12 protein-coding genes and 4 pseudogenes are annotated in these 13908 nt (G+C 33.3%); 6 read left to right on the top strand and 10 right to left on the bottom strand.

Annotation, left to right across the window (positions count from 1 at the left end; all coding sequences use genetic code 11):
• Positions 1 to 3: 3 nt before the first annotated feature.
• Entirely contained in the window at positions 4 to 402 is a 399-nt protein-coding gene (locus tag BBB02_RS03715; protein ID WP_218937006.1) for a hypothetical protein, read from the top strand.
• Here the strand turns inward: BBB02_RS03715 and BBB02_RS03710 are convergent.
• Both BBB02_RS03710 and BBB02_RS03705 read right to left on the bottom strand, forming a co-directional pair.
• Positions 320 to 892, bottom strand: a pseudogene (locus BBB02_RS03710) (alpha/beta fold hydrolase); the annotation flags it as partial. The gene BBB02_RS03715 and the pseudogene BBB02_RS03710 sit on opposite strands and share 83 nt — an antisense overlap.
• Position 893: 1 nt before the next feature.
• On the bottom strand, positions 894 to 1418 hold the full coding sequence (locus BBB02_RS03705) for a c-type cytochrome (protein ID WP_127464019.1): 525 nt from the start codon (positions 1416 to 1418) through the stop codon (positions 894 to 896).
• A 292-nt stretch (positions 1419 to 1710) separates the two neighbouring features.
• Between BBB02_RS03705 and ruvA the strand changes: the two genes are divergently transcribed.
• The 4 genes from ruvA to BBB02_RS03685 all read left to right on the top strand — a co-directional run bounded on the left by ruvA (position 1711) and on the right by BBB02_RS03685 (position 6806).
• A complete protein-coding gene (ruvA, locus tag BBB02_RS03700; protein WP_127464018.1) occupies positions 1711 to 2283 on the top strand; it encodes a Holliday junction branch migration protein RuvA in 573 nt (190 codons plus the stop codon).
• On the top strand, positions 2280 to 3269 hold the full coding sequence (gene ruvB / locus BBB02_RS03695) for a Holliday junction branch migration DNA helicase RuvB (RefSeq protein WP_063630964.1): 990 nt from the start codon (positions 2280 to 2282) through the stop codon (positions 3267 to 3269). The genes ruvA and ruvB overlap by 4 nt, the downstream gene beginning before the upstream one ends.
• A gap of 331 nt (positions 3270 to 3600) precedes the next feature.
• The gene (locus BBB02_RS03690) at positions 3601 to 4770 is read left to right on the top strand and encodes a hypothetical protein (protein ID WP_245970062.1); all 1170 of its coding nucleotides are present in this window, start codon (positions 3601 to 3603) and stop codon (positions 4768 to 4770) included.
• 392 nt (positions 4771 to 5162) lie between these two features.
• Positions 5163 to 6806, top strand: coding sequence for a hypothetical protein (locus tag BBB02_RS03685; RefSeq protein WP_245970061.1), 1644 nt, complete (start codon positions 5163 to 5165; stop codon positions 6804 to 6806).
• A gap of 44 nt (positions 6807 to 6850) precedes the next feature.
• On the opposite strand, the gene BBB02_RS03680 is transcribed toward BBB02_RS03685, so the two are convergent.
• The 8 genes and pseudogenes from BBB02_RS03680 to BBB02_RS06730 all read right to left on the bottom strand — a co-directional run.
• Positions 6851 to 8092, bottom strand: coding sequence for a citrate synthase (locus BBB02_RS03680; protein WP_127464306.1), 1242 nt, complete (start codon positions 8090 to 8092; stop codon positions 6851 to 6853).
• 79 nt (positions 8093 to 8171) lie between these two features.
• On the bottom strand, positions 8172 to 8441 hold the full coding sequence (gene rpsT / locus BBB02_RS03675; RefSeq protein WP_127464017.1) for a 30S ribosomal protein S20: 270 nt from the start codon (positions 8439 to 8441) through the stop codon (positions 8172 to 8174).
• Positions 8442 to 8484: 43 nt separating this feature from the next.
• Positions 8485 to 9210, bottom strand: a complete 726-nt coding sequence (locus tag BBB02_RS03670; RefSeq protein WP_127464016.1) for a lysophospholipid acyltransferase family protein — start codon at positions 9208 to 9210, stop codon at positions 8485 to 8487.
• A gap of 56 nt (positions 9211 to 9266) precedes the next feature.
• Complete coding sequence (locus BBB02_RS03665) at positions 9267 to 10253, bottom strand: site-specific tyrosine recombinase (RefSeq protein WP_127464015.1); 987 nt, start codon at positions 10251 to 10253, stop codon at positions 9267 to 9269.
• 371 nt (positions 10254 to 10624) lie between these two features.
• Complete coding sequence (locus BBB02_RS03660; protein ID WP_127464014.1) at positions 10625 to 11260, bottom strand: DnaA ATPase domain-containing protein; 636 nt, start codon at positions 11258 to 11260, stop codon at positions 10625 to 10627.
• 45 nt (positions 11261 to 11305) lie between these two features.
• Positions 11306 to 11443, bottom strand: a pseudogene (locus tag BBB02_RS06130) (Rpn family recombination-promoting nuclease/putative transposase); the annotation flags it as partial.
• Positions 11440 to 11889: pseudogene (locus BBB02_RS06735) on the bottom strand (group II intron maturase-specific domain-containing protein); the annotation flags it as partial. The pseudogenes BBB02_RS06735 and BBB02_RS06130, both read right to left, overlap by 4 nt.
• A gap of 141 nt (positions 11890 to 12030) precedes the next feature.
• A pseudogene (locus BBB02_RS06730) lies at positions 12031 to 12882 on the bottom strand (P-loop NTPase); the annotation flags it as partial.
• Between the two features lie 79 nt (positions 12883 to 12961).
• Here BBB02_RS06730 and BBB02_RS03650 point away from each other — a divergent pair.
• On the top strand, positions 12962 to 13908 hold a 947-nt coding region (locus BBB02_RS03650; protein ID WP_179948502.1), incomplete at its 3' end, for a WD_0033/WD_0034 family tandem repeat-containing protein.

Genomic DNA, 13908 nt, shown 5'->3' with positions numbered 1-13908 from the left:
GAAATGGGAGTTGAAATTTATGGGCCTAAACAAAACATATTATGTATTTCAGGTGCGGGAATATATGGATTAAAAAATCCAAAAAAAAATATATATTTAGGTAATTCAGGCACAAGTATGAGGTTGTTGACTGGTTTGTTAGCAGGACAAAAATTTGATACTAAATTGACTGGAGATCTTTCTTTAAATAAACGACCTATGAATAGAGTTGCAATCCCACTAAGATTAATGGGTGCAAAAATAAAAACTGATAAATACGGTGTACCTCCTGTGAAAATACTTGGTAATAGGCTAACGGGAATAAACTATATTATGCCAATAGCAAGCGCACAGGACAGTTTATATCTATTGTTTCTTGATTTAAAAGGAGATTCTTTCTGCCATCCTCGATCAAATTTTTAGTTATTTTGTATGCGCAGTGCCCTGAAGTAAAATCTATTACACCTTTAGAACATAGCTCTTCTTTTTGCCTACCCGACAATTGATTAAATATTAAATCTTCAGTGAAGTCAGGAGCAGACGATATACCAATTAGCGCTGCAGTTTTTTCTGGAAATTGAAGAGCAGTGAGCAACATCAGCCATCCTCCCATACTTGAGCCTATAATTATTTGTTTGCTGCTAGTTAATTCGCTTATCACTTTAGCACAATTTTTTTGCCAATCACTTATTGTATAATCAGCGAAGTCACCGCTTGAATTACCGTGGCCAAAATAATCAAAGAGCACAAGTGCTACATCATTTTCTTGGCAAAATTTGTAAATGGCAGTTGCTTTAGTTCCATCCATATTGGATGCAAAACCACCAAAAAAAACTATGGAAGCTTTCTTTCCTTGTAGCTTTCGATATGCTATATGGTCATTACTTCCATTAAGTAATTTACAATAATTCATACTACTTTGGCAAGGCAACCGGACTATCGCTCACCGAACGCAAATAGCCGACTAGATCTGCAATTTCTTGTGGATTGGAAATGCCTGCAAATGCCATACGTGTACCTTTTATATAGGCTTTTGGATTTTTTAAAAAAGTAAATAATTCTTCATATCCCCATATTCCACCTTTTTCAAGCAATGCTTTTGAGTAATTGAATGAACTGTGAAGATGGGCCTTTTTATTTCCAACTACGTTCCACAAGTTTGGTCCTACTTTATTCATTCCACCTTTCTCAAAACTGTGGCAAGCTATACATTTTTTTGCTGCTGACTTCCCCTTTTCAAAGCTAGCATTTTGCATGAGCTCCCCAATATCAAATGCCACTTGTTCAATCTTTTGCTGAGGCTCATTGCTGGCTGCTACTATTGTTTGGTGTTCAATTTTATAATCCTCTGGGTTATAGAGCATATCAACTACATTACTAACTATCATAATTATTAATCCAGAAAGTAAAATCGATGCTGCAATCTTATTAAGCTCCATAGTTAATTCTTATCAAGTAATGTTACTTAAATTATGCAAATATTTTCGCAAACAGCAAACAATTACCTTTATTCCACCAAAGATAGAAATTTCTATTACTTAGTTAATAGATCGCAATTCTGCTGCTAAAGTAACTCCGTGGTCCAGTCACATACTGGTCCGGAATAATATATTCAAATAGATTTCCTGCAAACCTGTCTGCAATGATTGAAACTGGAACCACTGCTATAATGTTCGTTTGCTTGACCTAAGATTCAGGAGCATTTAAACTGAACTTTATAAAGTACTAAAAATGATAGGAAATCTAAGTGGAATAGTTGATGAGGTGTGTAGCGATCACATAATCCTGAATGTGAATGATGTTGGCTACATAGTATATCTTTCAGCCAAAACTTTAAGTGCTTGTTCGATCGGGAGTAGAGTAAAATTACTTATCGACACTTATGCAAATAGCAGAGAAAACGTTACTCAGCTATATGGTTTTATAAGTAAAGAAGAACAGCAGTGTCTGCGTTTATTAGTTAAAGTGAGCGGTGTCAGCTATAAAACCGCAATGTCAATTTTGAGCAAATTAACTCCAGAGCAACTGTTTTTGGCAATTATAAATGAGGATAAACTAGCACTTAAGATGAGTGGACTTGGCCTGAAACTCATAAATCGAATTATTACTGAGCTGAGTGGCAAAGTAAGTAAATTAGAGACAAATAGCAATCATTTTCTCTCAATTAGTGAAGATGCTCTTTCAGCTTTGATCAATCTTGGATATGAAAGAACAAAAGCTTATGATACAATAAAAAAAATAGAAGATGAATCACCAAACTTGGACACTAAAGATATTATTCGTATGGCGCTTAAAACAATATGAAGTCAATATCATGTAGTAAGGAATACTCTGAAGATGTACGTAATTTAAATATCAGGCCTGAGCAACTTGATGATTTTGTCGGGCAAAAAGACTTAATACAAAATTTAAAAGTGTTTATAAATGCTGCACAGACGAGAGCTGAAGCTTTGGATCACGTATTACTCTATGGTCCTCCAGGGCTTGGTAAAACAACTTTAGCACAAATTGTCTCTAAGGAGTTAAGGGTTAGCTTTCGTGCAACTTCTGGTCCATTGCTTAGTAAAGCTGGGGACTTAGCTGCAGTGCTCACTACTTTAAATGCAAAAGATGTTCTATTTATCGATGAGATCCATAGATTAAATCGTAGCATTGAGGAAGTTTTGTATACTGCTATGGAAGATTTTTGCCTAGATGTATTAGTAGGTGAGGGCCCATCTACCAGAACTTTAAGAATAGATTTACCACCATTTACACTGATTGGGGCAACAACACGGCTTGGACTGCTTTCTGCACCGCTGAGGGATCGTTTTGGTATTCCCCTGCATCTTGAGTTTTATTCTTTTGAGGAACTGATTGATATTATCAAAAGAGGTGCAAGAGTTCTTTGTGCTGAAATCGAAAAGGATGCTGTGCAGGAAATTGCTTGCCGTGCGCGTGGAACTCCAAGAATTGCTTTGAGATTACTCAGAAGAATAAGAGATTTTGTTGAAGTAAAAGATGATAAAAAAATTACCTGTGAAATCGCCGGTTCTGCACTATCAAAATTGGGTATAGATAAAATGGGACTAAATAAATTAGATATGGATTATCTGAGATTTTTGTTTAACACCTCAGGACCTGTTGGAATTGACACCATATCTATTGCACTATCTGAAGATGTTGGCAATATTGAAGAAACGGTAGAACCTTATTTAATCAAGGTCAGTTTCGTAAAGCGCACACCAAGAGGACGTGTTTTAACTGATCAAGCAAAGGAATATCTCAGCATTAATTCAGTGGTATGCTAGTATTATACTATATTTTATAACATTGTATAGTATTACACTAAACATTATAATATTCTCTTAGTTATATGATTTGCAGGTGTTTTTGAGGCAAATAAGAAAGTCTTCTGTTATAGTGAATATGTTCTTGAAATATTACATAATATATGATAGTCTTTATATGGCATAAATGTAAAAATCTCAATAATTTGTTGATATTTTTTAAGATTAATACTTATTAAATACTTCATATTATAAGATTGAGTTATTGTGTTTTATAGACTTAAGATAAGATGGTAAAAAGCTTTCTAAACAATTATAGAAACAGTATAATTCAATTAATGGAGAAAAAACAATGGAAAATTTTTTAATCAATAACAACGAAGAGGACGGTAGCTCAATCTTCATTAGTCGAATCAGGGAGCAAGATCTCTCTGCAGAGCAGAAGCTCAATGAATTAAAAGGATTCATGGAGGAGCTTGCTAGGAAAGCTGAGCTCAAGAGAATAGAGCTTGAGCGTCAGGCTGCGAGTTGCATTGATGAAACATTATCTCAAGTAGAGCTACAGATAAAAAATAATGAGGATTACTTTATTGATGATAATCAAGGGGTATTCGCAAATTTCTTTGAATCCCTCTTTAATCTTTTTGAAGTAAATGTAGATCCGAGAGTCTACAAAATGCTCAAGGAGAAGAAAGAGAAAAATCTGCTTCTTTCGATAATTAAGTTTTTGCGTAATAAGCTTAAGGAATTAGTTAACAAGATTTTCAAAAAAGATTTAGATTTAAGTTGGGATAAAAGGCTAGACAAAGAGATAAAAGAATTGCAGGAGAAATTACTCAGTGGTGGGTTATCTCCGGAAGAGGAAATAGCAATACTCGAACGTTTGCAAGCGTTGCAAAATTTAAAATTGAAGCTTCAAACTTTCTTTGTTGGCTTTGTTATTGCAATGTTTGCAGAAATTTTTGCAGTTGATTTAGCAGCAGTAGTAGAGCAAGATGCAACCGAGAAAAAGGAAGATAAAAAAGCAGAAAAAACAGAGGTAGAAGGAAAAGAAGTTCGTAAAGAAGTAGAAATAAAAGTGAATGAAGTTGCACCAGTTCACCTCTTTAATTTTTCATCCAAAATTCCAATGCCAATCACTCTGAATAAGCAAGAACGTGCTCTTTTACCAAAGCCTATAGAAAAATTAGTAGACACTCTACCTAAATCTGTTATAAGTCACAAAAATAGTGAAGTACAAAAACTGGAGAAAATGAATAAAGAAAAGAAAGAAGAGAAAAATGAGAAACCAAAATTAGCTGTCTGTCCACCTGCTCCACAGCAAAAGGAACACAGGAGAGTTAAAAGACAACGAGGTAATGATACAAGGAGAATAAAGAGAAAAGAGCTAAATGGATCTTCCTGCGAGAGAAAGCTTGGTGATCAGCAAAAGTCTAATGCTGCTATGAAATTGCCGGGAGGATTAACTGATGGTGTAAGAGTTGAAAACCACGCTTCTTCAGTCAAGGATAGAGGTATGTAAAGGTTCTCTCTCTTTTTATCATTCCACAGACTGGTTTTTTATCTGGATTCCAGCATCAAGTGCTGGAATGACATGGCGGAATGTCATTCAAGTAGCTCTCTCTTGTCTTCAAGTGGCTCCTTTGTTGTCATCTCAGTGCCTCCTCTCTTGTCATCCAAGTAGCTCTCTCTCTTGTCATCCCAGTGCCTATTTTCCTGTTATCCAAGTAGCTGACACTGGGATCCAGAAAGCTTAATTTAAAAAGTTGTTATTCCAGCACTTCTTCTCTTGTCATCCCAGTCTGGAGTTCAGGAATATAAAAATGGTGAATGAAATTTATGTTAAAAAACTGCTTGTGCTAATAATTGATTCTTAATATACTCATTACATAATAATTTAATTTAGAGGTTGATATGCATGGTAATAATGATCCAAATAAAAAAGTACCTGATTCAGGGAGAACAAGGATTTATAAAAAAGATTTAGATCTAAAGAGGATAGATAATTTTAGCGATAGAATTAAGCGTGAACAAGAGGAAATGAAGCAAAATCAATCAAGTAGTAGTAAGAGTGGTCAGGGCACCAGTAGGAGTGGTAAGGGTATTATGCCTAATAAAAGTGAAATAAATCGAGAATTAGTAAAAGCATTTAATAGTATTCTTCGTTTCAGTAATGCTATTGTTACTAATTTTACTGTAAAGAACGATCATATTGTTATCTCATTTGATAATAATATGACTCTTGATCAGCGCATAAAGTACTTGAAAAGTATGAAAGAAAAAATAATAGAAAGATTTTGTCCGGATGAAAGTATTCTTGATGATAATTTTTATACAAAGTTTTTTCCTTTTAACTTTGATCAAGGAAAATCGGCTGAAGATAATAAATTTTTGGTGCCAATTAGGAAAGAGGTAGTTTCTAATCTAAAGTTTTTACTAGCTAATGAACTTGCGCGATTTGCAACCTCTAATATTGTAGAGCAAAAAAAAGAAGACAAAAAATTGGAACTAGGTTGTAAGGATCTATCAGATGATATAGAGCAGGAGATAGAAAATCATGTAGATTATAATATAATTGATGAAGTCTTTGATAAGGGATCTTATCTATATGGTGCGGAGTGTGTTGATAGAAATTTGCAACGTTCTTTTGTAGATTTGCTCTCATCGAGGATAACAGGTTATGAAAATGGTCCTAAAAAAACTAAGGATTTTTTAGAAGAGAAAGGAAATTATGTATATCTAAAGAAAAGCATTTTTGATAATCCTAAGCTCATTAAAGACATAGTAATGGATGAAGTATCCTCGAAGTGTCGTGATTTGGAAGTTTCAAGTACCGAGGATAAAATGAATGACACTCTGAAGTTCGCAGTTATTGATTTAATTCGTAAATCACTTTCGCACCTGCAAATTGATTCTATTTGGCATGCTTCCCATAAAGAAAATAAAAATGAGTTTTCAATTTTAGCTCCTATCGTGAATTATAATAATTACATAGAGTTTTTAAGTAAAGAGGAAGTTGATCATATTAATAATGAGGTGTTTGGTTGTACAAAAAAAGTATTGCGTGATGTAAAAGATGATATTGCAGAAAGAGGTCTGCTAACATATGGTGACGAACGAATATATGCAATAGACTTTTTTAACCCAGACATTGCTTACTGCGTGATGGATGAGATCATAGAGAGCTCTGTAATCAATAAGGATTATAAACTGTCCATTGATCCTGCGCGTGTGCGAGCTATGAAACCACAAACTCTTGACCCTTCTGAAGAAGAAGCAGAGATAGATGTACCAAGTGTAGATAGTGGCTTTGATGATTCACCTAAGAAATCACATGCTGGAAACTTAAGCAAATTCCTTAGTCCCAACTACTGTGGTGAAGATAAAGGTGGGGATGGTGCTTCGGGTAAAGATAGTGGCTTTGGCGCTTCTTCAGCACGATCTTTTTGTAATAACCCCAAAACAACATTTGACCAACCGTCTGTATCACAGTCTGACCAGTGTTCTGCAAAAAAGCGTACATCAATTAGTAAAAAATCATCTTACTGTATTTCATAGCTAAGGGAAATTAGACTATTTGAGGACGAATTGTGAATGAAAGTTTATTTGCCAAGGTAGAGCTGCCTTGGCCTACAAATCTTGGTTTCTTTATCGTTTACCATTTCATACCACTGGGCAACCCAACCAGTGGTTCTTGCAAGTGCAAAAATGGGTGTAAACATACTTGAAGGGATACCGATAGCATTCATTATTATACCTGAGTAAAAATCAACATTTGGATACAACTTACGTGTAATAAAATACTCATCCTTTAAAGCTATTTCTTCAAGTTTTTTTGCAATTTCAAGTAATTCATTGTTTTGTTCTAGTTTGCTTAAAATCTCATGACAAGCATCCTTTAATATAAACGCGCGCGGATCATAGTTTTTATAAACACGATGTCCAAATCCCATTAGCTTAAATGGATCTTTATCATCTTTAGCTTTCTCAATGAATCTATCTACATCTCCACTTTGCTCTATCTCTTTTAGCATATTTATAACTGCCTCATTAGCTCCACCGTGTGCTGGACCCCAAAGTGTAGCAACTCCTGCAGACAGGCTTGCAAATAGATTAGAACCAGCTGACCCTACCAATCTGACAGCTGCTGTAGAAGCATTCTGTTCATGATCAGCATGAAGAGTAAATATTTTATCCAGAGCTTTTACAAAAAGGGTATTATTAACAGCACTGCCAAATATCATATTTAAGAACTTCTCACTATAACTTAATTTATTATTAGCATTTATGAATTCCTGATTGTTGATATGTCTATAAATCATTGCAACAATTGCAGGAACTTTTGCTATTGCAGAAATTCCAAAATCTAAATCTTCACCATTGACATTGTTGCCATGCATTTCATGGTAAGACGCTGACAAATTTGCAAAACATGCAACTAAAATCGACATAGGGTGAGCAGTTTTTGGAAATGCTTTGATTACATTTGTAACTTGCTCTGATACTTTGGATAATTCTTGTATTTTGAGAATAAATTTTTTGTGTTGTTCTGAATTGGGTAATTCACCATAGAGTAATAAATAAACCACAGTAGTAAAACTATTATTCTCTGCCAAATCAGCTATATCATGTCCCCTATATTTAAGAATTCCTTCATCTCCATCAATAAATGTAATCGAAGAAGAACATGAAGCTGTGGAAACAAATCCTGGATCGTAAGTGAATAATCCTGTCTTCTTATATAAATCCTTAATATTTAACACATCAGGACCTACTGTTCCACTTAATATGGGTAGCTCAACTTTTAACCCATTACTTAGTTTTAATAGCACTTTTTTATCCATCACTTAAGCTACTTAATTTTATACAGAATATACAAACTGAAGAGTATATATTAATACAGCTAACTTTACATTAACCGTATTAAGCGGTTATCAATGCTTTTACTTTTGCATTTAAGCGACTTATTTTACGCGCAGCGGTATTCCTATGAATGACACCTTTATTTACACATTTGTGTAAATTGGATTCAGCATTCCGAAATGCCAAAACAACATTTTCTTTATCACCAGACTTGATTATATCAGCTAATCTTCTAATAGCAGTACGAGTTTTGCTTTTTCGCATCTTATTTACTAAAGTACGCTTTGCTATTACCTTCATCATTTTTTTAGCACTCTTATGATTTGCCATATATTAATACCTGTACTTTTCTTTTAATTATAAAGTTTTTTTGTTAATTTGCAATATCAGTTTTTTCTGCAATTAATCTACTACTTCTTTCTTCAATGATTTTTTCTAAACTTTGCAAGAATTCATTTTTGTTTAACCCAGGATATATGGGAGGTAATATTTCTATTACCGCCTTTCCAGGACTCTTTCTCAGAGAAAGTATGCTTTTTGGCCAAAACAAACCAGTGTTTAAAGCAATCGGTAATACAGGAACAGATAATACGCTATATAAAGCAGCAATACCCGATTGATATTTTATATTTTGGTTTATAGTCGTTCTTGTGCCTTCAGGAAATATTATTATGCCTCTATTTTCTTTTATACGCATTTTTGCTAATTTCATGATATGACGCACAGAACTAATACCATCTGAGCGGTTAATAAAAATCATTTTTAATGCCATGAGATGCAAACCAATGAATGGAATCCATTTCAATTCACGTTTTAAAATAAAAACTGCTTTTCTAAAGAGTAGTATAAAAATAAATGTTTCAAATGGAGATTGGTGTTTAGATGCAATTATAAAAGGTTGCTTAGGAATGTTTTCCATTCCCCTCACTTCATATTTAATGCCACATAATAAACGCAACATGAATAATACAACTCTCACCGAGCAAACAAGGAAAATGGTTATTACACACTCAGGAAAGAAAATTATAGGGAGAGTAATTAAAGTATAGAATACTTCCCATAATATAAGGAGTAAATTAAACAATAAACTTGCAATCACAAACACACGTAAACTTATTTGAATTTAACTTTACTACAAAACTAAAAGCAATAAGTTTAATTATTGATCATCTGAGTAATAGGATGAGAATCAGCTAATTTGTCCTTTAACTTTTCGTTAGCAATATGAGTATATATTTGTGTTGTAGAAAGATTAGTATGGCCAAGAATTTTTTGTATCAGCACAATATTTGCTCCGCTATTCAGTAGATGGGTAGCAAGAGAATGCCTAATCACATGTGGAGAGATTTTATTTTCATCAATATTGCATTTTCTTGCTAATTCCTTTATTAATTGACCAACTCTTTGCCTTGTAATTGGTTTATTAGGTTTATCACCTGGGAATAGCCAATCAGATTTTTTGTTGTTAGGGAGCAGATTGTCACGAAGTGATAAATAATCTTTAAGACTTTGCAATGCTTGCTCATTAAAAAAGATTTGCCTTTCTCTGCCACTTTTTCCCTTTATTATTATGTAGCCTTCCTTACCATTACTGTTTACTAAATGTGATACTTCACACAACTTCATATTGGTTAGTTCAGAAACACGCATCCCGGAAGAGTAAAGAATATCTAAAATTGCACATAGCCTTTTACTGCTTATCTCTTTATTCGATCCGCTTGCTGATTTTTTTACTGTTTCCATGAGCAAAAATATTTCTTGAACACTTAAATACTTAGGCAAAGGACGGGAAACCTTTGGATTTCTTAATTCATTATCATTAGCCGGTGCTGGATTAAAATCTATTATTCCATCATTAAATAGGCACTTATAGAAATTTTTGATAGCAGATATTTTTCTTGATATAGAGCTAGTTTTATATTTCTTTTGTGTATGTAAAAAGTTTACATAATCTTTAATATTAGCTTTACTTGCACCAACTAAGGTAGTGCCTACTTCTAATAAAAATTTTTCAAGTTGATGTAAATCTGAGCGATAACTTTCCAAAGTATTTTGTGTAGAAGATTTTTCGGAAACCAAAGTATCTATGTAATACGTTATGTAAAGATCCTCTTTTTTATTTTGTGGTTGTTTATTTTTCATTATCATCTCCTATATTTATTTCTTTGACTATAATTTGATTGAAAGTGTTTTTTGTGTTTTTTATAAGAAAATATGAGATAAATAAAACATTTACCAATAAAGTAAATACTACAAACCTTTGTTTTAACCTTTTTTTTAAATTTGATCTTATTTTTACCATATTTCAATTATAACATCAAATCTATAAAAAACATCCTGTAAAGTAAGTTTTACTATCATATAAAATATCCCTTAGCTATATCTGTTCATTCTTATTACATCATAGTATTTATTATAATTTTAACATAAAGAGATAGTGATTTCAACTTCATTATTGTATGGGTATTAATAAATCTTTAATATATATAACAAATGTCTTGCAGCAGAAGGAATCACTTGGGACTTTTTTTTAATAAAGTGTTAATAAAAGGAATGGTTACATTTGATCCTATGGATTCACTATCTATTTTTTCTATAATTTTATTAATGCTGTGGAAAGAACGTTCTACTCTTGCTAGAATATAATTAATCACTTTTAAATCAATTTTTAACTGTTTATCTGAAAATCGTTTTATTAGCATAATTCTTAATAATTCCTCGCTTGCAGGCAAAATTTTTACGCTGGTAGTTGACAATATTCGGGAGCTTAAATCTCTTAGTTTGAAGTTAAGCTTTTTTGGTGAAATTGAAGAAGTGATTAGCAGTCTCTTATCATTTTCTTTCATATAATTATAACAATGTAACAACATTTCCTCATCTTTAATGTTTTGTACATCCTCTAAAATAAACGCATCGCTATACCTCATTTCGCTTACAAAATTGTTCACATTGATAAAAATTGCATTGTTTATTGATTGCCAAATATGAGCAAGGTGAGTTTTTCCAGAGCTGTTAGGTCCAAAAAGAATCAGGCATTTCCAAGATAAATCGTTAACTATTGAGTTATATACGTGCTTATTTTCGTCTAAGGTGATATAGTTTTGCCAGCAATAATCAACTTGATTATTGCTAAATAAATTTAATTGCACGTAAAGCCTCTTACATTACTACTTTTTGATAATAATTTTTGCATAAGAATTTACTACCTGGTCAGGTAAGGAAGCAGTATTACTACTACCCCCTCCCTTAGAAACGCAGCATGCAGGTTTCCCCACACTACGCTTGAGCCCCTTATCTAAGTTCTTCTTTTCTAGAACCGGCTTGTCCTTCATGATTCCTCAGGAAACATCATTCTTAATGGTGACACCAACAGTAGAGAACCTTCTCTTGAGAAAGAGCTTGCTAACATTCTTGTTCGTTTCACTCTCTCATCAAAATACTTTTTCCATTTTAAGTCAAGGGGATTTGCATCCGCTCTGATTTTAACATGTCGTCTGATAGGTATATCAATCAGCTTAAGCAGTCTTAAATACCGTATCTCTTTTGGTTTGTTCTTGCATATGGGTGCAGCAAAGACCCATTGGCGTTGACCCATTACTTTGAAGTAACGATTCTTTATCCAACGTAATCCTTTACGAGGATGTCTTTTTTTTGCCCATTTCCATAAACTATGCCAAATTTCATTGTCGATCTTTCTAAACGCTTTTTTAGCACACACATGGTGATAGTAATTTCCCCATCCTCTCAGTAGAGAGTTAAGTGACTTAATTACTATAGCCTGAGTGTTTGCTATATTTGCTTTTATCAATGTACGTGCTTTATTAAGAAGTTTTTTAATACTTTCTTTAGAAGGTTTAATAATTAACTTCTTATTATATCTACGTACATTACAACCAAGAAAGTCAAACCCTGTTGTAATAAATGTAATCTTTGTCTTCTCTTCTGACAGAGCTAAACCTCTCTCATGAAGGAAAGATGATACTAATGGCTTAACTTCATTTTCCAGTAGTTCACATGTAAAACCTGAAATAATAAGGAGAGTAGACCAGCGGAACTTCCCCACCAGTCTCTCGCAGAACTGTACGGAAACCTCTCGGTTTATACAGCTCCCATTATTTAGCCCTTTGATCCTAACCCAAGTGTCCAATGATAGAAAATATTTGGAGACCTCTTTCTCACTTTTCCTAGAAATTGCTAGTGCTTTTGTGATCATAGGTCCACGCCATATTACTGCGCGGTCCTTATCAATAAAATAGCCAATTGAAATAGTATAGAGACCATGTTTCTCTATAGGCATTGCTTTACCACTCTGTATTTCTGGTTTTAATTTCTCAGTGCCCAACATTTTAGGAATCGAAGGACCATATATATCTGCATCAACTAGCGCAACTTTATGTTTTAATTCTGCTAACGAAAGAGCTAGATTTAGTGCAACTGTCGACTTACCCACACCTCCTTTACCAGAAGCAACGACAATTATATTTTTCACTCCTTCGATATGAAGTTTAGCTTTTTGTTGCCTAGCTTGTTTTTGACCAGTAGCAACTACAGTAACCTTTCCTACTCCCGGTATCGCCTTAACAGCTTGCTCACAATTTTTTCTTAATTCTTCATTTGGCTCAGTAACTTCAAGAGCAAAAGCAACATCTTTACCTTTAATAGTAATTGAGGATACTACACCAACATTCTTACCACTTTTCTTCTCTATAACCTTTTTTAGGCTCTCTCTTACGGTTTCCTCATTAATCTGTGTAAATTTTTTCCAGAACATATGATGAAATTTTTTCTATTGGTGTATACTAACATAGAATAATTAAACTGCACTGACTTTAAAACGAGGTTACAAGAATATGCTAAATGATAACAACTTAACACAAGCACAACGAAATTTATATTTTCAGTTAAAAAGGGCCATATGGAATAGAAAGAGCATTAATAATATTTTAGAAGCAGCCTCAGAGAATGATTTACTAAAAGTTCTTACAATTGGATATACTACACGATTTCCAAGAGGTGGGGAACGCACTTTAACACTACTTAGCCTCGCCATATTCAAATGTAATGACGAATGCGTTAATTCTATTTTAATACATTCTCAAAATAACGGTACACTGCAAGAGATTATTAATACTGAAAATATTATAAACTATCAAGATAGTCTGATGTACACCTTAACATCGCTTGGCTTTGCTATACATTACAATAAGCCAAGATATATTAATGATATTTTAACAAAAGCCCAGGACAGTGGAATACTACAAGATATTCTTGCTACTAGAAATATTGTACAGTATTTCAATACTATGGAGTATGCTTTAACACTACTCAGTTTCTCTATATATGAAGGTAATAAAGAATGTATCAGTTCTATTTTAGAAAAAGCTCAAAATAATGATATGCTGCAAGGCGTTTTTATTGCTGAAAATATTTTACAGCTTTCAGATGGTCTGACGCATATTTTAACAACAATTAGCTTTGCCATATATGAAAATAGTAAGGAATTTTGTAACTACATTTCAACAATGATTCAAAATAATGTTGTATCGCAAGATATTCTGAATAATTGGACATACATTTTAACATTGCTTGGCCTTGCTATATATAGAAGTAACAATGAATATGTTAATTCTATTTTAAGACAAGCTCAAAATAATGGTAAGCTGCAAGAAGTTCTTACTGCTAAAAATACTTTGTATTCTTCAGATGGTTGGACGTACAACTTAACATCACTTGGCTTTGCTATACATGAAGGTAATCATGCACATATTAATTCGATTTTAACTCAGGCCCAAAATAG

Source organism: Wolbachia endosymbiont of Bemisia tabaci (assembly GCF_003999585.1).
Lineage (GTDB): Bacteria > Pseudomonadota > Alphaproteobacteria > Rickettsiales > Anaplasmataceae > Wolbachia.
This window is presented reverse-complemented; position numbering and strand designations above follow the sequence as displayed.